This window comes from Christensenella intestinihominis (assembly GCF_001678845.1).
In the GTDB taxonomy this organism is placed as follows: Bacteria; Bacillota; Clostridia; order Christensenellales; family Christensenellaceae; genus Christensenella; species Christensenella intestinihominis.
This window is the reverse complement of record NZ_MAIQ01000001.1, coordinates 243,250-260,867: the sequence shown is the minus strand read 5'-3', so window position 1 is coordinate 260,867 and position 17,618 is coordinate 243,250. Positions and strand designations below refer to the sequence as shown.

Below are 17,618 nucleotides of genomic sequence, written 5' to 3'. Positions count from 1 at the left end.
TATGGGAAATCATATCATTGAAGCAATCAGGAATACGGATAAAGCGGACGCATATCTGCTTTCATCCGTGCAGAACGTCGCTTATGCGACTGATTTTTCAGGAGACTGTTCGCAGCTTTTGATTACGGCGAACGGAGCCTATTTCTTTACGGACTTCCGCTATACGGAGCAAGCCCGCAAGGAAGTGGAAAATGCGGAGGTAATCGAGACGGGCGGCGGGGACCGGCTGAACAGGATAAACGAATACCTGTCCGGGAACGCAATCCGTACGCTCGGCATTGAAAAGGATGACGTAACGGTCAAGGTATTCGAAGGATACCAGGGCACGTTCGAGCCCTATTACAGTTACGTCGATATTGCGGGCGACCTCTTGCTGCTGCGCATGGTGAAGACAGGGGAGGAGCTCGCGAAAATCAGAAAAGCGGCAAAAGCAAACGAAACGGCGCTGAGCGAACTTCTTCCGTTTATCAAGCCCGGCGTAAGCGAGCTCGATATTCGCGCAGAGCTTGAATACCGCATGCAGCGGCAGGGGATGGACCTTGCGTTTCCGACGATTGTGGCGGCGGGGCTTAATTCGGCGTTGCCGCACGCAACCCCGACCGGCTATAAATTATGCGAAGGCGATTTGCTTACAATTGATTTTGGATGCCGCTATCAGGGATATTGTTCCGATATGACCCGTACTTTCGGCATCGGAAATATTGACGGGCAACGAAAAAAAATATATGATATAGTTAAGCATGCGCAGGAAAGCGCGGCGATGGCCGCAGTCCCGGGGGCCGATACGCTTGCCGTAGATGCGGTTGCGCGGGATATTATCACAGACAGCGGGTATGGAAAGCATTACGATCACGGCACCGGGCACGGAGTGGGAAGGTTTATCCACGAGCTTCCCGTTTTGAATCCACGTTCTTCTTCAATCCTTGAAGAAAACATGGTGTATACCGTTGAACCGGGCATATATGTTCCGGGAACGGGCGGCGTGCGGATCGAGGATATGCATATTGGCGGCCAGGGCAGTGTTTATACGTTTACGAAAGATTTAATTTTGTTATAAAACAGGAGGTATGGTTGTATGGTTTCAGCCGGAGAATTCAGAAAAGGCATGACAGTAGAAATAGACGGACAGGTGTGGGTCATTGTTGACTTCCAGCATGTAAAGCCGGGAAAGGGCGCGGCATTTGTGCGTACGAAAATCAAAAATGTCGTTACGGGAAGCGTACTGGAACGTACGTTCAACCCGACGGAAAAATTCCCCAAGGCGCATATTGACCGGAAGGAAATGCAGTACCTGTATTCGGACGGCGAGCTTTACTATTTTATGGATACCGAAACATATGAGCAGCTTCCTTTGAATCATGATAAGGTAGAGGACGCGCTTCCCTATATTACGGAAAACATGAATGTCACGATCAAATTTTTCAAGGGAGAGGCTTTTTCCGTCGAACCTCCGAACTTTGTCGAGCTTACGATTACGGAGACCGAGCCCGGCTTCAAGGGCGATACGGCAACCGCCGGGAACAAGCCCGCCATTATGGAAACAGGCGCAAAGATCATGGTTCCTCTCTTTATTGATACAGGCGATAAAATCCGTATTGACACCAGGACAGGGGAGTATATGGAACGCGTATAAAGCAACTTGCCACAAATATGTTTTTTTATGAAACGTTTGGGGTATCAATGCTTTATATAAAAATGAATCGGAGGCGATTTAATTATGGCAGACACGAAACTGAGCACACAGGATACAAGCGCGGTCAAAAAGGAAAGCAATGGTACGATTACATTTGCAAATGAGGTAATCGCAACAATTGCGGGTCTTGCGGCAGTTGATATTCCCGGCGTCGCGGGTATGAGCGGCGGTTTTGTAGACGGTTTCACAGAACTGCTTGGGCGTAAGAACCTTTCCAAGGGGATCAAGGTTGAAGTCGGTACGGAAGAAGTTGCGGTAGATATTGCGATTGTTGTTGAATATGGCACCCCCGTTCCTGAAATTGCGCAGAATATCCAGATGGCGGTAATGAAGGCGATTGAAACCATGACGGGACTTAAGGTTGTGGAAGTCAACCTGAACGTACAGGGGATCAAGTTCAAGGAACAGGCGCCGGTCGTACGCAAGGAAAAAGAACCCAAAGAAGAAAAGCCGGAAAAAGCCCCCAGAGTAAAATAAAATGCAGCCCGCAACGGCGGGCAGGTTCTGTGCTTGGTTAAGCATAAAATCCAATATACCCGGTCTATGCAGGCCGGGTATATTCAGTAGGTCTTTATTCGGCGATATCATTTGGAGGAAAAACATATGAAAATGAAGGTGGGGACGCGCGTTGTCCTGACAATTTATCTCATTGCGGTGATTGCGGTATGCGGATTTATTCTGGCGACGCTTGGCGGGCTTATTCCCGGCAGCAGCCTGTCGGATTTTACAAATACGGTGCTCAATGGTTCCATTTGGTTTAAGGTGCTGTATGCGGTGATTGCGGTAGTTGTTATCATTGTAAGCTTTATACTGATGTTTTTCGGAACGGGCAAGGCTCCCGCGCCGAAAACGGCAAGGGTTGCGTCGTTTGAAAGCGGCAACATCCTGATTACCGTAAAGGCAATCGAGGAGCTTGTTGAACGGTATGTCCACGAGAACAAGGATGTAAAAGGGCTGCGGACAAACGTTACTTCGCACGAGGATACGCTTGACCTTGCCATCGATATCTGCGTACTTCCCGATGTTGATATCCCGGCGGTAACAAAGGATTTGCAGGCGGGACTGGCGGCCTATATCCAGCAGCATACCGGGATTACGGTAAATGAGACGAAGATTATGGTGACGGGGCTGAAAGAAAATTCCGCAAAACTTTCCTGACAAATCGGAGGCGCGGGAATGAAAGATAAATTTTTTGAGTGGTATGGTGAGAACAGCGGATTATTTTGGGGTATTATAATCGGCCTTCTCGTCGCAATCCTGTTCCTGACAATTGGGTTTTGGGCGACGCTTTTGATTGCGCTGTGCGTGGGGGTCGGCGCGTTCCTGGGCTCGCGCCCGGATATTCGCCTGATGATTCGGGAATGGTTTATGGGACTTTTTACAAAAAGAAATTAACTGGTACGGAGGTATTGTTTTGGCATGAGCAGGACGAGCGCACGCGAGACTGCAATGAAACTTCTATATGAATACAGCATCACTGGTACGCTTTGCAAGGATTCCCTCGAGAATGCGCCGGACGCTCTTGGCGCGGATTCGTTGGATGAAAATAATCTGCTTTATATCAATGACATCATTACCGGATTCCCCGGGAAATGCGATGAAATTGACGGGATTATTTCCAGCAACAGCAAATCATGGAAGCTGGAGCGGATTGCAAAGGTGGACCTGGCAATCCTGCGGCTCGCTTTGTACGAGATTCTTTATATGGAGGATATTCCGCAGAAGGTAACCATTAATGAAGCCATTGAGCTTGCAAAGAAGTATTCCGCGGAGAAATCCTATCAATTTGTCAACGGCCTTTTGGGAGGATACCTCCGAAACGGGGGGCCGGAGAAGTGACCGTATATCTGGGAATTGATACGAGCTGTTATACAACTTCGCTTGCAGTGGCGGACGAAACAAAGCAAATTTTATGTAATTTAAAGATACCGCTTGAGGTTGCGCAGGGACAAAAGGGCCTGCAGCAGTCTCAGGCTGTATTTCTTCATATCAAAAATTTTGACCGGCTGTTCCGGGAAAACCAGATTGCGCGATATGGCAGCATAAACGGGGTTGCGGTAAGCGAAAAACCCCGCCCGCAGGAAGGCTCTTATATGCCGGTCTTTACCGTGGGAACAATGCTGGCAGAGGGAATTGCCAGTGCGGCCGGGGTTCCCGTGCTATATTCGACGCACCAGGAAGGACATCTGGCAGCCGCCATGATCGGCAAAGAGATGCCTGCGGAATTCCTTGCCATGCATGTATCCGGCGGTACAACGGAGCTTCTCCGCGTAAAAAACGATAGCGGTTTTCTTATTGAAAGAATTGGCGGAACCAAGGATATTGCCGCGGGCCAGCTTGTCGACCGGCTTGCACAAAAGCTGGAACTTCCGTTTCCCGGAGGCAGGCATATCGAGGCGCTTGCCAAGGGCGGGAAAGACCTGGGGTTTAAGATTAGCGTCCAGGGGAGGGAATGCAATATTTCCGGCCTGGAGGCGCAGGCGATTCGTGCAGCCGAAACGAAAAACCCGGCGGATGTCTGCTGCTCCGCACTCCATGCAATTGCCGCGACATTGGAAAGCATGCTGAAAAGCGCCGTTCTCCATACCGGGCTGCAGGATGTGCTGATGTTTGGCGGGGTCATGTGCAACCGCCTTATCCGTAATGATTTGTCTTCAAAATTGGCAGGAATCCAATTTGCAGAAATAGAATATTCTTCTGACAACGCGGCGGGGCTCGCCGTTTTGGCAGCGAAAAAGGGGGCAGAAAAATGAGCGCACAAATTTTAAGCGGGAAAGAGCTTTCCGCGGAAATCCGGGAGCAGCTGAAGGAGCGCGTCGCGGAGCTTAAGAAGGAAAAAGGAATCACACCGGGGCTTGCGGTTATCCAGGTCGGGGACGACGGCGGTTCCACAATTTATGTCAACAACAAGGAAAAGGCCTGTGCGGAGGTCGGGATTTATTCCGAGGTAAACCGTCTTCCCGAGGAAACGACGCAGGAAGAACTCCTTGCCATGGTAGAGCAGTATAACAGCAATCCAAAAATTCACGGCTTGCTGGTGCAGCTTCCGCTTCCCGCACATATTGACGAAACCGAGATTTTGAAGGCCATTAACCCGAAAAAGGATGTGGACGGTTTCCATGTGCAGAACGCGGGCAGCCTGTTTACCGGCCTTCCGGGTCTTGTCGCCTGCACGCCCAAGGGAATTATTAAACTGATTAAGAAATCCGGGATTGACCTTACCGGGAAAAATGCAGTGGTAATCGGGCGGAGCAACATCGTAGGGAAGCCGGTGGCGATCCTGCTGCTGAATGAAAACGCAACCGTCACGATGTGTCATTCCAAAACAAAGAACCTGCCCGGGGTTTGTGCGCAGGCGGACGTTCTGGTGGCGGCAATCGGCCGCCCGGAGTTTGTGACCAAGGAATTTGTGAAACCGGGCGCGGTTGTTATCGACGTCGGTACGTCGCGCGTGGACGGAAAATTGAAAGGCGATGTGAAGTTTGACGAGGTCAGCGAGGTCGCCGGATATATTACCCCGGTTCCGGGCGGGGTCGGCCCGATGACGATTACGATGCTGATGGAAAACACGGTGGACGCGGGAGAAATGTATGGATGAGCTTGTCCTTTCCGTCCACGAACTGAATACTTATGTTTCGGACAAGCTGTCCGGCGACCCGTTTCTGGAGGAAATCTGGATACGCGGGGAAGTAACGGATGTGAATCTGCGGCACGATACGCTGTACTTTGTCCTGAAGGACGATATGGCTTCCGTAGGCTGCCTTTTGTTCAATTGCGCGGAGGCAATCGAATGCTCTGATGCGATTGTCGAGGGACAGACGATCCTCGTACGCGGGGAAGTTTCGCTTTACCGGAAAAATGGGAACTACCGGATTGTTGTAAAGGAAGTCGAACGGGTAGGGCTCGGCGAGTTATATGCGCGGTTCCAGCGTATTCGGGAAAAGCTGAGCAAGCTTGGCGTGTTTGACGAAGCGCGCAAACGCCCGCTTCCCAAATATCCGAAGAAGATTGGCATCGTGACCTCCGGGCAGGGAGCGGCGGTCCAGGACATTCGCAATATTGCGCAGCGCCGGAACCCGCAGGTGAAGCTGGTTTTGTACCCCGTTAAGGTACAGGGGCCGGACGCGCCTGCGGAAATTGTCCGCGGGATTGAATACCTGAATGAAAGCACCGACGCGGACCTTTTGATTGTCGGCCGCGGCGGCGGCAGCGCGGAGGATTTGTTCGCCTTCAACGAGGAGGAGGTCGTGCTGAGCGTTTACCGTTCCCGCATCCCCGTTGTAAGCGCGGTCGGCCATGAAACCGATTTTACCTTATGCGATATGGCGGCGGATTTGCGCGCGCCCACGCCTTCGGCAGCGGCAGAGCTTGCTATTCCGGCGCGTGACGACATTTATTCCGGCATCCTTGCTTTCCGGGAAGGGATCGCGCAGCGGCTTTTCCAGATATTGTATGAAAAGAAGACCGTTTTCGAGCAGGGGAAGCGCTCTTTGAGAAGAGAGGTGCTTGCGCTTCGCCTGTCGCATGCGCAGGAGAAGATAGACGCGTACCGCGGGACTGTTAAAAACAGCACATTGCATCTTTATAAAAATCGTGCGATGCAGTATAATAGCTATAAATCGGCGATCGAGAACCTGAGCCCCATGAGCGCGTTCGAGCGGGGATATTCCATTGCGATGCACGAGGGCAAGGAACTTCGCAGCGTTGGCGAGGTGGCGGAAGGGGACATAGTCGAGATTATTTTGAAAGACGGCACGGTAAGCACATGTGTCACGGGGAGCAAAAAATATGCCTGAAAAGGACCTTGAAGCATATCTTGACGAACTAAAAAAAATATCCGAAAAAATATCCGATGAGGATATTAAGCTTGCGGACGCCGTTTCCCTCTATAAAAAGGGAATGGCCGCCGCGGATAAAGCATCCAAACTCCTGGAAAAATTTGAACAGGAACTTGAAATTATCCACGACGACGAAAGCGAGGAGTAAAAAATGCCTGATATTTTGAGCAAATATACGGAAATTGTGAACCAGCGCCTGAAAGAGCTGCTGGATTTGAACAACGTGAATCCTATGATTAAGGACGCCATGAATTACAGTGTGATGGCGGGCGGGAAGCGGCTGCGCCCTACGCTTAACATTATGGCGAACGCGCTTTTATCCGGCAATATGCGTGAAACGCTCGATATTGCGTGCGCAATTGAAATGATCCATACGTATTCGCTGATCCATGACGACCTGCCGGCAATGGATAACGACGACCTGCGGCGCGGCAAACCCACAAGCCATGTGATGTTCGGCGAGGCATTTGCAATTTTATGCGGGGATGCTCTTCTTAATTTTGCATATGAGGTGATGTTGAAAAACGCACTCAGGCATGCATCCAATATGAATTCGCATATGAAAGCAATGCTTGAGGTGGCTACGGGTGCGGGCGTGTACGGCATGATTACGGGCCAGTGCGGCGACATTGAAAACGAGGGGCAGATACTGACGGAAGTGGAACTCAAGCAGGTGCACGAACACAAGACCGGCGCTATGATTAAATCTTCGCTGCTTTCCGGACTTTTGCTGTGCGATCCGCGGCAGGAATATATCGACGCGCTGACTGTGTATGGAAACAATATCGGGCTGACATTCCAGATTGTGGACGATGTGCTCGATATTGTCGGCGACGCCAAAAAGATGGGAAAGACGCTCGGGAAAGATAAAACCTCCAGGAAATTTACCTTTCCTACGCTTTACGGAGTGGAAAAGTCTATGAAGATCGCGGAGGAAAAGACGGAGGAAGCGGTAAACGCCTTGAAAATCTTTGGGACGCGCGGGCAAGAGCTTACCGAGCTTGCACAATTTATCCTGAAACGCGAAAAGTGAGAAAATCATGAAAATAGCCATTGACGGACCCGCAGGAGCGGGGAAAAGCACCGTCGCAAAAGCGGTTGCAAAAAAAATGAAGCTTAATTACCTTGATACGGGCGCGATGTACCGCGCCGCCGCCTATGCGATGATCGAACAGGGGATCGAGCCCTCCGACCACGAAGCGGTTTTGGCGGCACTGCCCGGGCTTTCCATGAAAATCGTTTATGAGAATGGGGCGCAGAAGGTGCTAATCAGCGGCAAGGATGTGACTCCTTATATCCGTACGCCCCGTATTTCGAAAGGCGCAAGCGATATCGCGGTTATTCCCGAATTGCGCCTTATGCTGGTACAGCTTCAACGCGAGGTGGCCAATGAATATGATGTGGTGATGGATGGGCGCGATATTGGCACCTATGTTTTGCCGGACGCGGATTTCAAATTTTTTATTACCGCTTCGACGCGCGAACGTGCAAAACGCCGCTATCTCGAGCTGAGGGAAACCATGCCGGACGCGGATATCGACGAGATTGAACGCGATATCATAGCGCGCGATAAAACCGATTCGACGCGCGAATTCGCCCCTCTGCGCCAGGCAGGGGACGCGGTACTGGTCGATACGACGGATATGGACCGCGAACAGGTGATCGCACATATTTCCAATATGATTTCAGGAGCAAACTAAAATTATGGTATACTTTCTTGCGCGCGTTTTCGCCTATATTGTGCTGATGCCTATTTTTTTTGTAAAAGTTGTCCACAAGGAAAACCTTCGCATACACGGCGGCTGTGTTGTGATCTGCAACCACATTTCCAATTGGGACCCGATTGTACTTGGGCACAGCGTAAAAACGCAGCCGGTCTGTTATATGGCCAAGGAAGAGCTGTTTCGCAACAGGGTTGCGAATTGGTTCCTGCGGCGGCTGCATGCGATTCCGGTGGCGCGGGGCAAGAGCGACCTGAAGGCTGTCAAAACCGGGCTTTCGGCCTTGAAAAACGGGAAAATTTTGGGGATATTTCCCGAAGGGCACCGGAGTGAAACGGAAGAGTTGCTGCCTTTTGAGCCGGGCGCGGCCCTGATGGCGCTGCGGGCGGATGTTCCGGTGGTCCCGGTTTATATCAGCGGAAACTATAAGCTTTTCCATCAAATTAAGCTATATACGCATCCGGCCATCGATTTGAAGGATATCGTGGGGGATAAAACAAACAGCGCGGCCATTGAAAAGGCGACGGAATATTTGAAGTCCGTTATGCTCGATTTGAAGGAGCAGGCATGTCAAAAATAGTAGTGGCAAAAAATGCCGGTTTTTGCTTTGGGGTCGCCCGCGCGGTGGACGCCGTAAATGAAACCGTTGGAAAATTCGACCATATTTATACGTACGGCGAACTGATCCATAATAAGGATGTGATCGCCGACCTTGAAAGAAAAGGAATCCATGTAACCGAGGACCTGGACAAGGTTCCGCGGGATCAGAGCACGGTCATTGTAATCCGTTCGCACGGCGTATCAAAAGCGGTCTATGAAAAAATTAAAGAATGTGGATTTGAGGTGCTTGATCTTACCTGCCCGTTTGTCGCGCGCATCCATAAGCGCGTAATTGAGGCGGGAAACACGCCTGTCGTAATTATTGGAACGGAAAATCATCCCGAGGTCGTAGGAATCAGGGGCTGGGCGCAGGGGGAAGTCTATGTTGCCGGCAGCGCGGAAGAGGCGGAGAAACTGCCAAAATTGGAACATGCACTTGTTGTGGCGCAGACGACCATTACCCATCAGCTTTGGGATGAAGTGGTTGCCGTATTAAGCGAACGCGCGGAGACGCTTGACCTTTTCAACTCGATTTGCGATACGACGCAAAAACGTCAAAAGGAAGCCGTGGAGCTCGCCCGCACCTCGGATATTGTGCTCGTGGTAGGCGGAAGGCATTCCTCCAATACGGAAAAATTATTTCAGTTATGTAAAAGTCATTGCGAAAAAACCTATTACATAGACAATATCGCGCAACTTCCACTTGAAAAAGTGACGAATCATGTTATAATAAGTATTGTCGCCGGTGCATCGACACCGGATTGGTTAATTAGGGAGGTAAAGACACTTATGAGCGATGTCGAAAAAGTTGTGGATGCGACACAAAATACGGAGGAACAGGAAGTAGTATCCACTGAGCAAGAACAATCACAAGCAAACGAGGATTTCATGGCTGAAATTGAAAAGTCGTTTGTCTATATCAAGAGGGGGCAGATCGTGACCGGAACGGTTGTTCAGATTTCCGACAGTGAAATATGTGTCAATATTGGCTATAAATCTGACGGTATCATCAAAAAAGAAAACCTTACCGCCGCCGGGGACGATAATCCTATGGACCTTTTCAAGGTTGGCGACGAGATTGAGGCTGAAGTCGTTACACTCAATGACGGTGAAGGAAACGTTGTTCTTTCCAGGAAGTCGATTGAATCCAAACTGAAATGGAAAGAGCTTGTTGAATCTTTGGATGAAAGTGCCGTTTATACAGTTAAGGTTGATAAAGTTGTTAAGGGCGGCGTACTTGCCAAGCTGGACGGTTATGACGCATTCATTCCGGCTTCACAGCTTTCCCTGCGGTATGTAGAGGATTTGAGCGAATTCGTCGGGCAGGACCTTGAAGTCAACATTATCGAAGCGGATAAGCGCCAGAGACGTTTTGTGCTTTCGCACAAAAACATTTTAAAGGCACAGGCGGAAGAACAGGAAAAGAAACTCTATGATACCTTTAAAAAGGGCGACAAAGTAACCGGAAAGGTAAAACGCCTGACTGATTTTGGCGCATTTGTTGATATCGGCGGAGTTGACGGCCTGTTGCATATTACGGATATTTCTTGGGTAAAAATTAAGCATCCGTCGGATGTTCTGAAGGTTGGCGACGATATCGAAGTGCAGATATTGAATGTCGATCCGGAGAAGAAGCGGATTTCCCTGGGGCTGAAGCAGCTTTCGCCGAAGCCGTGGGACCTTGTTCCCGAGAAGTACCTTGTGGGCGATACCGTGGAAGGTACGGTTGTTCGCATTATGCCCTTTGGTGCGTTTGTGTCACTTGAGCCGACGATTGACGGGCTTGTGCATATTTCACAGGTAACGAACAGAAGGCTTGAGAAGGTCGAAGAGGAACTGCGTATCGGCGATAAGGTGACGGCAAAAATCATGGAAGTAAATCCTGCCAAAAAACGGATCAGCCTGAGCATCCGTGCGCTGATGGATGAACCGGAAAAGCCAAAACAGGAAGATAATTCCAAGCAGAAGGAAGAGAGATTCCATTATGAGATTCCTCCGGTAGAAGAGGCGACCTCTTCTTTGGCTGACTTCTTCCCAAAGATGGACGACGACGATTCGCAGGACGAAGAATAAGATTTTATACTGGAAAAAAATTATATTGAATGACTGCAAAAAGGCCGCGAAAAGCGGTCTTTTTGCGTATCGGTATTTTGCTCTCGAAAATCTTGAAAAAAAGAAGAAAATCCTATTGACTTTTAGGGCAAATTAAAGTATATTATAAAGCGTCGCAAATAAAAGGAGTATGCTTCTTCGGGGTGTAGCGCAGTTTGGTAGCGCACGTGCTTTGGGAGCATGGGGCCGGGGGTTCGAGTCCCTCCACCCCGACCAAAAAGCTCATACCCGAATTTGCAGCAAAGCGGCCCCATGGTCAAGCGGTCAAGACATCGCCCTTTCACGGCGGTAACCCGGGTTCGATTCCCGGTGGGGTCACCATTTATTACTTCGAGCAGGGTTTACTCTTGTTTTGCTTGCGGGCCCTTAGCTCAGTTGGTCAGAGCGGTCGGCTCATAACCGATTGGTCCGGGGTTCGAGTCCCTGAGGGCCCACCAATAGAGCAAAGCCCATAAGGAGTAGAGGGTAAATAGCATGGCAGGACCCGCTGCCAAAATTGGCCTGGTAGTTCAGTTGGTTAGAACGCTAGCCTGTCACGCTAGAGGTCGAGAGTTCGAGTCTCTTCCAGGTCGCCAATATGCCTCTGTAGCTCAGTCGGTAGAGCAGGGGACTGAAAATCCCCGTGTCGGTGGTTCGATTCCGCCCGGAGGCACCATTTACACCTGCTGGTGTAGCTCAATTGGCAGAGCAGCTGATTTGTAATCAGCAGGTTGCGGGTTCAAGTCCCATCACCAGCTCCAAGTATCAACCGCATTTCGATGCGGTTTTTTTTTGCATTTTTTCGGCCGCCGGAATTGAAAAAATTTCAATTTGCCGTCATGAATTTATCTGAAAACACTAAAGTTAAATGCGTTTTCTTACGATATAAAGTATGAGAGTTTATCATAACAAATTTTATCAATTTCTTGATAACATATAAACTTTATTCCAAGGACAAGGACGGCAGTGAAAAAATATGGCTGGGGATTATGTTCCAAAACAAAATATGATTGATGAAATATTGAAGGACCTGCAGGCCGCAAGCGAAACAGTTGATACGATCAGCGAGGAAGATATTGCCGCGCAGATTGCGAATGGTTTGGGGCAGCCGGACAGTGACCTTGTCAAGAACCTTCTCGAGCAAACCAAAGAGATGGAGGGCGGCGATTCCGAAGCCATTTCCATACAGAAGATTGCCCCTTCAATACCGGATACAAGCAAAAGTATTGACGCCCAGGTTTTGATAGACGTTTCCCCGGACCTGATGTCGGCGCGCATCCGCATCACGCCTCCCAGGATGGGCGGACGGACGATAACGGAGGATGATATTCTGGAAAAGCTTCGCGAGGAGCGGATTATTAAAGGGATTAAATTTGAATACGTTTACCGGCTTGCCCACCATACAGTTTACAATCGAGCCTTTAAAATTGCGCAGGGTGTTCCGCCGGTGGATGGGGAAGACGCCCGGCTCCATTACCACTTTAAAGAAAGCGAAGAGCCAAATAATTTCCGCAATGCGGAGGATTACGCACAGATACATTATGTCGAGGTAAAATCGGGAGATATTCTTTGCGAAGTTGAAGACGCGACCCCGGCACGCAATGGATGGAATATTCGAGGTAAATCGCTTGCGGGAGTCGATGGAAAAACGCTGGGCGACGTGACGGGCGACAATACGATGGAATTCAACAATGCCCTTTACGCGACCTGTGACGGCCTTGTCAGCATAAAAGACAGCAAGGTTAGTGTTTACCCCTCCCAGACCGAACAGGAGCTCGATAACCGGACGCTGGCCGCCGAGGGAACGGTCCTGGTTGAAGGGAACGTCATTAACGGCAGCGTGATCGAATCGGAAGGGGACATTATTGTAAAAGGAAGCGTACAGAATTCAAAATTATCCTCCAACGGAAATATCATTATTTGCAAAGGAGTCACGGGAAGCAGCATTATTGAAGCAAAAGGCGCATTGCGCAGCTATTTTATCGAAAATGCACAGGTTAAGGTTGAGAAGGATATCATAACGGACGTTATTATGCGGGCGGACATATTTTGCGGCGGCACCCTGCGGCTGGCAGGCAAGCATGAAAATCTGTTGGGCGGCACCAGCGAGATCGGGGGAGACCTTTATGCCGGAAATATTGGTAATTCAGCGAATATCCCGACTGAGATTTTCCTGATGAGGAAGGAGCAAATCAGGAAAGAAAAAGAAAAGGCCCTGGAACGCATCAACGAATGCCGCCAAACAATCGACCAGTTAATGGAAGCGCTGCAAAAGGCGTTGGGCGCCAAGCAGCCGAAGGAAGTCCGGAAGAAATTGGCAATCGATATTATATATGCCAAAAAGAAGCTGGAACAGGAAATTGAAAATCAAAACGAATTGCTGAAGGAGCTTTATAATAAAGAGGGCGCTACAAAAAGCGGAAAGGTTGTCGTAACGGGCCTGCTGTTTCCCAATGTGAATTTAAATATTGACGGGGTTTTTTACAGGAATGAAAAAGAACAGGCGCATTGCACGATCACAAGGCACCATTCAGAGTTGCTGTTTTCCGCAGTTAAGGAGGACTCACGGCGATGACGACGACATTTACCGACCGGAAGGCGATTGAAAAAAGCGCGAAGAACGAAAGGACGACGGACCAGCCGGAGCTTCGGGACCAACTCACAAAGCTTCCCAACAAGGAAGGCTTATCGCGGCACTATCAGTCCTTAGGCAATAGCGGAGCAGGATGTGCGTATGTAATAATCTGTATGGAGCGATATTTGAAAATCCATGAGGTATTTGGATTTGGAGCCGGCGCTCTGAATGTTATTACAATCGCGGAAGTCCTGCGTTCGAATATCTCCGATACAGAATTCCTGTGCAGGGAAACACCGGACCGTTTTGGTATTCTGCTGCAGATGGACGGAGAAGAAAACCTGACGAAACGGATTAAGGATATTTTGAAAGACCTGCATGAAATCGGCGTTACCGACGGCGTCGCCGAATATGTATATCCCCGCTGGTTTACCTGCGGAATTTATGAAATTCCGGATGAGGGAGAACCTTTCGTTGATGTATGCGATATGGCAGGCCTGGCCATTCAGGAATCGAGACAGAAACAGATTCCTTATGTGATTTATACAAAGGCGATGAAGGAGGAACGCGCGTCCATAAAACAGCTTTTAGCGGATTCGGCGGGGGCGATGGAGCGCGGAGAATTTGTGCCGTATTTCCATCCGAAATATGACCTGACAACACGGCGCATTGTGGGTGCGGATGTACTTGCACGCTGGCAGCATCCGGAAAAAGGCTTGATTATGCCAAATGTATTCCTGCCCATGCTGGAGCAAAACGGCAGGATCATGGACCTTGACATGTATATGCTGGAGCAGGCCTGTGAACTGATTGGAAAATGGACGGAAAATGAATCGATGCCGGTACCGCTTTCCGTCAATATCGCCCCTTTGAACATTTTCAAAAAAAATTTTGCGGAGCGGATTATCGAAATTGTCCGGAAACACGATACGCCGTCCTGCTTGATTGAATTGGAGCTCAATGAATCTGTCGCCCTCAATAACAGCCGCTTTTTACTCGAACATATGGCAATATTAAGCGAAGAAGGATTCCAGCTCTCAATTGACAATTTCGGATCAGGATATTCGTCCCTGAGGTTGCTGAGCGATATGCCGATCAACCTCATAAAGCTCGACCGTGAATTTTTAAAGGGCGAACGAATGGAGAAAAACATTATCGTCCTAAAAAACATTGTGCAAATGGCACATGAATTGGGAATGCTGATTATCGCGGAGGGAATTGAAACGGAAAAGCATGTCGAAATTTTGAAAAATGTACACTGCAATTATGGCGTAGGCTTTTTGTTTTCAAAGCCGATGCCGCTTTATGCGTTTGAATCGCTGACCTTATAACCGGGAGATTCGCACAGGATGGATAACGAAACAAAAATCAAAATCAAGAACCTGACGGAAGATTTTGTCGACCAGCATTTGGATCATTGCATTGAAAGCTATGGAACCTGTAATTGTGCTCGCTGCCGCGCCGATATCAGGGCCTATGCCTTGAATCATCTTCCGCCACATTATGTTGCGTCGGAAATCGGGGACGCCATGGTGAGGCACGATGCGCAGACAACGCAGGGGATTGCGGACATTGTTGCGGCAATTGTGGAAGGGATACGGGTTGTTGCCAATAATCCGCATCATTAAAAATTTGATGGAGGTAATAGATAGGGCAAAGGTGAACAATGAAACACAAAAATACCGAAGCAGTTGTGCCGCAGGTCAATGATGAGGAATTATATCTGAAAAAAGTATATCGCAATATTATTTTGCTCGCCTTGTTTGCACATGGCTCGTATATACTGATTTTTGCGTCGCTCAACTTTTTGATTCCATCCGTATACAATGTGGGAAGCGTAATTTTCTATTTTTTCATGCTATATACGACGCGGCGGGGCTTGTACCGCCTGTCGGTAACCTTGATTCACGTGGAGGTCTGCCTGTTTGTAACCGCCTGTACGCTGACCGGGGGCTGGGCGCTGGGGGTTGAGATGTATTTGGTCGCGATGAGTTCACTGGTCTATTTCTGCCCTTTTCACCGCAAATATATTCCCTACCTTTTCGCGCTTGCCGAAGCCGTCGTCTTCTTCCTGCTGTTTTTCTACCTGAGCGGACACGGGTCTTATTATGAAGTGCCGCCAAAGCAAACTACGGAAATTATTTTTTTGTATAATGCCGCGACCTGCTTTATTATCATAATCTATTCGGCGTTTCTTTCCAGGGTATCGGCCACTGTCAATCAGCAGCAGTTGGAGAAAGAAAATGACGGCCTGACGATTCTTGCAAATTATGACCAGCTTACCGGGCTGCTTACCCGGAGGGCGTTTTTGGATGGAGTGGAGGAGCCAGGAGACAACCGGAAGCCCGGGGCACTTGTAATGGCCGATATTGATAATTTTAAGCGTATCAACGACACCTATGGGCACCAGGGCGGGGATTATGTACTGCGCACGGTTGCGGAGCTGATACGGGCAGGATGTAGGCAAGCGGATGTTTGCCGCTATGGCGGCGAAGAATTCCTCTTGATGATTTATGGAACCGGTTGGGAAGAAAGCACGGAACTCGTCCAAAGAATGTGTGATGATATTGCCGCGCATTCTTTCCTTTTTCAAAAAAATGTGTTTCACGTTACAGTAACCTTTGGGATGTGCAAAACAGATAAATATGGAAATCTCAACGAATGGATTTCCTGTGCGGACAAACGCCTTTATATTGGAAAAGCCCGGGGCAAAAACCAGGTGGTGGCACACTGAACGCTTTGCTTTATTCCTTCATAAATAATTCCACGCATATTTGCAGGGAGTCCGCGTCTTCGCTGCCAATTGAATAGAGCCTGCAGAAGATTTCATGGCCCTCGTCCATTAAAAGCGCAAGGAATGTGTTGGAATGATTGGGGATATATCCAATTTTCATGCCGTCGATATCGGTTACGGCAATCGCCATAGGGTCTTGCAGATAATATGGCTCGCGCCTTAATTCCAGCCGGTCTCCCGGAAGCAATTGCGCAGGAAGCTCCGGATGCTCTTTCAGTGCGACCACGGTGCCCTCAAGCTGTTGGAAATCAATAAAACGTCCGCCTTCAAAGAAAGGATTTTGTTTACGTTCGGCGATTGCGGAAATTTTCAGTTCACCGTATTTCTTTTTTGTCGTACGCAGCTTCTGGCGCGCGCCGGTTTCCTTTTGATGGGATTTCCGTTCCTCCTCCAGCCTGAGTTTCTGCTGTTCCAGACGTGCGGCGCGTTCCGCTTCCGCCTTCTTTCTTTTTTCTTCCTTCAACAAATATTCCATCTTCCCGTCGAGGAGTTTAAGCAAGACTTTCCGCATCATCATCTTCCGGGATTTCTTAATATACTTAACCAGCAAATCATTTCCTTCGTGCGTCATGGCACGCGCAGGAATTTCCTCTATTACCGTTTTCAAAATCTTATCCGTTGAAAGCGTACCTTCATGTCCGACATATGGGTTAGAGAGCAGGAAATCAATCAGCATTTGAAACAGGTCATAATTGCAAACGCCTATGCAGGACGCAAGGAGAGCGGCCTGGGTGCGGTCTATATAAGATGACTTTCCAAACAGGAATTCGCCAAGCCGGGCATCCTTTTGCAGGCAGGGAAGGAGGGACGAAATTTCGCTGCGTTCAAGCGCATGTAAAATACCGCTTGTCAGGCGGTACGCATTCGCCGGTTCAGAAAGAGTACTCTCAAAGGATTCAAGGAGCCACTTCCACAAACGGAGCGCGCGGCCTTCATCAATTAAAAATAAATTATATATCAGTTCCGCGATATCTTCACGGTTCGATTCAAAGTTTTCCTTCAGGTCCGCGAAATTGGCATAAACGGCCATTTCATATTCAAAGTATCCGTCCGCGCGGCGGTATTTTAAAATTTCATCTTCAAGCTTGACGGAAGCGGAAAGAGGCTCGCCAATATTGCGGCGATAGCCCTTGGCGTTATATCCGTTTCGCGAATATCCGTCACGGTCGAAACCATTTTGGTCATAGCCGTCTTCGTCATAAACCGGCTCATCCTGCGGATTCCGAGGGAAAATGGAAGTTTCTTCCTCGCTTGATGGGAAAACCTCTTCTCCAATGTTTTCTGTTTTTTTTGCTTTCATTGAAAA

Annotated in this window: 19 protein-coding genes and 6 tRNA genes; 24 read left to right on the top strand and 1 reads right to left on the bottom strand. The window is 49.1% G+C overall.

What is annotated here, in order from left to right:
* Position 1: 1 nt before the first annotated feature.
* The 24 genes from BBD38_RS01305 to BBD38_RS01190 all read left to right on the top strand — a co-directional run bounded on the left by BBD38_RS01305 (position 2) and on the right by BBD38_RS01190 (position 16,252).
* Complete coding sequence (locus tag BBD38_RS01305) at positions 2-1,057, top strand: aminopeptidase P family protein (RefSeq protein WP_066683680.1); 1,056 nt, start codon at positions 2-4, stop codon at positions 1,055-1,057.
* A gap of 18 nt (positions 1,058-1,075) precedes the next feature.
* A complete protein-coding gene (efp, locus tag BBD38_RS01300) occupies positions 1,076-1,633 on the top strand; it encodes an elongation factor P (RefSeq protein ID WP_066683673.1) in 558 nt (185 codons plus the stop codon).
* An 84-nt stretch (positions 1,634-1,717) separates the two neighbouring features.
* Positions 1,718-2,170 (top strand): Asp23/Gls24 family envelope stress response protein, encoded by a 453-nt coding sequence (locus BBD38_RS01295; RefSeq protein ID WP_066683669.1) that lies wholly within the window; start codon positions 1,718-1,720, stop codon positions 2,168-2,170.
* A gap of 126 nt (positions 2,171-2,296) precedes the next feature.
* Positions 2,297-2,851, top strand: coding sequence for an alkaline shock response membrane anchor protein AmaP (gene amaP, locus BBD38_RS01290; RefSeq protein WP_066683667.1), 555 nt, complete (start codon positions 2,297-2,299; stop codon positions 2,849-2,851).
* 18 nt (positions 2,852-2,869) lie between these two features.
* Complete coding sequence (locus tag BBD38_RS01285; RefSeq protein WP_066683665.1) at positions 2,870-3,088, top strand: DUF2273 domain-containing protein; 219 nt, start codon at positions 2,870-2,872, stop codon at positions 3,086-3,088.
* Positions 3,089-3,112: 24 nt separating this feature from the next.
* Positions 3,113-3,532, top strand: coding sequence for a transcription antitermination factor NusB (gene nusB, locus BBD38_RS01280; RefSeq protein ID WP_066683663.1), 420 nt, complete (start codon positions 3,113-3,115; stop codon positions 3,530-3,532).
* Positions 3,529-4,446, top strand: a complete 918-nt coding sequence (locus BBD38_RS01275) for a tRNA (adenosine(37)-N6)-threonylcarbamoyltransferase complex transferase subunit TsaD (protein ID WP_066683661.1) — start codon at positions 3,529-3,531, stop codon at positions 4,444-4,446. Before nusB ends, BBD38_RS01275 begins: the two co-directional genes overlap by 4 nt.
* Positions 4,443-5,291 (top strand): bifunctional methylenetetrahydrofolate dehydrogenase/methenyltetrahydrofolate cyclohydrolase FolD, encoded by an 849-nt coding sequence (gene folD / locus BBD38_RS01270; protein WP_066683659.1) that lies wholly within the window; start codon positions 4,443-4,445, stop codon positions 5,289-5,291. Before BBD38_RS01275 ends, folD begins: the two co-directional genes overlap by 4 nt.
* Positions 5,284-6,489: an exodeoxyribonuclease VII large subunit gene (gene xseA / locus BBD38_RS01265; protein ID WP_066683657.1), complete on the top strand. Its 1,206-nt coding sequence runs from the start codon at positions 5,284-5,286 to the stop codon at positions 6,487-6,489. The genes folD and xseA overlap by 8 nt, the downstream gene beginning before the upstream one ends.
* Positions 6,482-6,679 (top strand): exodeoxyribonuclease VII small subunit, encoded by a 198-nt coding sequence (gene xseB, locus BBD38_RS01260; protein ID WP_066683655.1) that lies wholly within the window; start codon positions 6,482-6,484, stop codon positions 6,677-6,679. The genes xseA and xseB overlap by 8 nt, the downstream gene beginning before the upstream one ends.
* Before the next feature lie 3 nt (positions 6,680-6,682).
* Positions 6,683-7,564, top strand: a complete 882-nt coding sequence (locus tag BBD38_RS01255) for a polyprenyl synthetase family protein (protein ID WP_066683653.1) — start codon at positions 6,683-6,685, stop codon at positions 7,562-7,564.
* Between the two features lie 7 nt (positions 7,565-7,571).
* Entirely contained in the window at positions 7,572-8,231 is a 660-nt protein-coding gene (gene cmk / locus BBD38_RS01250) for a (d)CMP kinase (RefSeq protein WP_066683652.1), read from the top strand.
* Between the two features lie 4 nt (positions 8,232-8,235).
* Positions 8,236-8,832 (top strand): lysophospholipid acyltransferase family protein, encoded by a 597-nt coding sequence (locus BBD38_RS01245; RefSeq protein WP_082989388.1) that lies wholly within the window; start codon positions 8,236-8,238, stop codon positions 8,830-8,832.
* Positions 8,820-10,925, top strand: a complete 2,106-nt coding sequence (locus BBD38_RS01240; protein WP_066683636.1) for a bifunctional 4-hydroxy-3-methylbut-2-enyl diphosphate reductase/30S ribosomal protein S1 — start codon at positions 8,820-8,822, stop codon at positions 10,923-10,925. The genes BBD38_RS01245 and BBD38_RS01240 overlap by 13 nt, the downstream gene beginning before the upstream one ends.
* Positions 10,926-11,103: 178 nt before the next feature.
* Positions 11,104-11,180 (top strand) — tRNA-Pro (locus tag BBD38_RS01235).
* 30 nt (positions 11,181-11,210) lie between these two features.
* Positions 11,211-11,285, top strand: a tRNA-Glu gene (locus tag BBD38_RS01230).
* A gap of 39 nt (positions 11,286-11,324) precedes the next feature.
* Positions 11,325-11,401: transfer RNA gene (locus BBD38_RS01225), tRNA-Ile, on the top strand.
* Positions 11,402-11,462: 61 nt separating this feature from the next.
* Positions 11,463-11,539, top strand: a tRNA-Asp gene (locus BBD38_RS01220).
* Positions 11,540-11,543: 4 nt separating this feature from the next.
* A tRNA-Phe gene (locus BBD38_RS01215) sits at positions 11,544-11,619 on the top strand.
* Between the two features lie 9 nt (positions 11,620-11,628).
* Positions 11,629-11,704 (top strand) — tRNA-Thr (locus BBD38_RS01210).
* A 245-nt stretch (positions 11,705-11,949) separates the two neighbouring features.
* Positions 11,950-13,518, top strand: coding sequence for a DUF342 domain-containing protein (locus tag BBD38_RS01205; protein ID WP_172807727.1), 1,569 nt, complete (start codon positions 11,950-11,952; stop codon positions 13,516-13,518).
* A complete protein-coding gene (locus BBD38_RS01200) occupies positions 13,515-14,849 on the top strand; it encodes a GGDEF domain-containing phosphodiesterase (protein ID WP_066683631.1) in 1,335 nt (444 codons plus the stop codon). Before BBD38_RS01205 ends, BBD38_RS01200 begins: the two co-directional genes overlap by 4 nt.
* Positions 14,850-14,867: 18 nt before the next feature.
* Complete coding sequence (locus tag BBD38_RS01195; protein ID WP_082989387.1) at positions 14,868-15,146, top strand: late competence development ComFB family protein; 279 nt, start codon at positions 14,868-14,870, stop codon at positions 15,144-15,146.
* A 38-nt stretch (positions 15,147-15,184) separates the two neighbouring features.
* Positions 15,185-16,252: a GGDEF domain-containing protein gene (locus BBD38_RS01190; RefSeq protein WP_066683630.1), complete on the top strand. Its 1,068-nt coding sequence runs from the start codon at positions 15,185-15,187 to the stop codon at positions 16,250-16,252.
* A 10-nt stretch (positions 16,253-16,262) separates the two neighbouring features.
* Here BBD38_RS01190 and BBD38_RS01185 read toward each other — a convergent pair whose 3' ends face one another.
* Positions 16,263-17,612 carry an HIRAN domain-containing protein gene (locus tag BBD38_RS01185; protein WP_172807726.1) on the bottom strand — a complete coding sequence of 450 codons (1,350 nt, stop codon included), beginning with the start codon at positions 17,610-17,612 and terminating at the stop codon, positions 16,263-16,265.
* Positions 17,613-17,618 lie beyond the last annotated feature (6 nt).

What these genes read in the sequence shown, in the direction of transcription:
- cmk (WP_066683652.1), top strand. Translation starts at nt 7,572, where the DNA reads ATGAAAATAGCCATTGACGGACCCGCAGGAGCGGGGAAAAGCACCGTC.
- BBD38_RS01245 (WP_082989388.1), top strand. Translation starts at nt 8,236, where the DNA reads ATGGTATACTTTCTTGCGCGCGTTTTCGCCTATATTGTGCTGATGCCT.
- BBD38_RS01185 (WP_172807726.1), bottom strand. Translation starts at nt 17,612, where the DNA reads ATGAAAGCAAAAAAAACAGAAAACATTGGAGAAGAGGTTTTCCCATCA.
- BBD38_RS01295 (WP_066683669.1), top strand. Translation starts at nt 1,718, where the DNA reads ATGGCAGACACGAAACTGAGCACACAGGATACAAGCGCGGTCAAAAAG.
- BBD38_RS01305 (WP_066683680.1), top strand. Translation starts at nt 2, where the DNA reads ATGGGAAATCATATCATTGAAGCAATCAGGAATACGGATAAAGCGGAC.
- BBD38_RS01190 (WP_066683630.1), top strand. Translation starts at nt 15,185, where the DNA reads ATGAAACACAAAAATACCGAAGCAGTTGTGCCGCAGGTCAATGATGAG.
- xseB (WP_066683655.1), top strand. Translation starts at nt 6,482, where the DNA reads ATGCCTGAAAAGGACCTTGAAGCATATCTTGACGAACTAAAAAAAATA.
- BBD38_RS01195 (WP_082989387.1), top strand. Translation starts at nt 14,868, where the DNA reads ATGGATAACGAAACAAAAATCAAAATCAAGAACCTGACGGAAGATTTT.
- efp (WP_066683673.1), top strand. Translation starts at nt 1,076, where the DNA reads ATGGTTTCAGCCGGAGAATTCAGAAAAGGCATGACAGTAGAAATAGAC.
- amaP (WP_066683667.1), top strand. Translation starts at nt 2,297, where the DNA reads ATGAAAATGAAGGTGGGGACGCGCGTTGTCCTGACAATTTATCTCATT.
- folD (WP_066683659.1), top strand. Translation starts at nt 4,443, where the DNA reads ATGAGCGCACAAATTTTAAGCGGGAAAGAGCTTTCCGCGGAAATCCGG.
- nusB (WP_066683663.1), top strand. Translation starts at nt 3,113, where the DNA reads ATGAGCAGGACGAGCGCACGCGAGACTGCAATGAAACTTCTATATGAA.
- BBD38_RS01285 (WP_066683665.1), top strand. Translation starts at nt 2,870, where the DNA reads ATGAAAGATAAATTTTTTGAGTGGTATGGTGAGAACAGCGGATTATTT.
- BBD38_RS01255 (WP_066683653.1), top strand. Translation starts at nt 6,683, where the DNA reads ATGCCTGATATTTTGAGCAAATATACGGAAATTGTGAACCAGCGCCTG.
- BBD38_RS01205 (WP_172807727.1), top strand. Translation starts at nt 11,950, where the DNA reads ATGATTGATGAAATATTGAAGGACCTGCAGGCCGCAAGCGAAACAGTT.
- xseA (WP_066683657.1), top strand. Translation starts at nt 5,284, where the DNA reads ATGGATGAGCTTGTCCTTTCCGTCCACGAACTGAATACTTATGTTTCG.
- BBD38_RS01200 (WP_066683631.1), top strand. Translation starts at nt 13,515, where the DNA reads ATGACGACGACATTTACCGACCGGAAGGCGATTGAAAAAAGCGCGAAG.
- BBD38_RS01240 (WP_066683636.1), top strand. Translation starts at nt 8,820, where the DNA reads ATGTCAAAAATAGTAGTGGCAAAAAATGCCGGTTTTTGCTTTGGGGTC.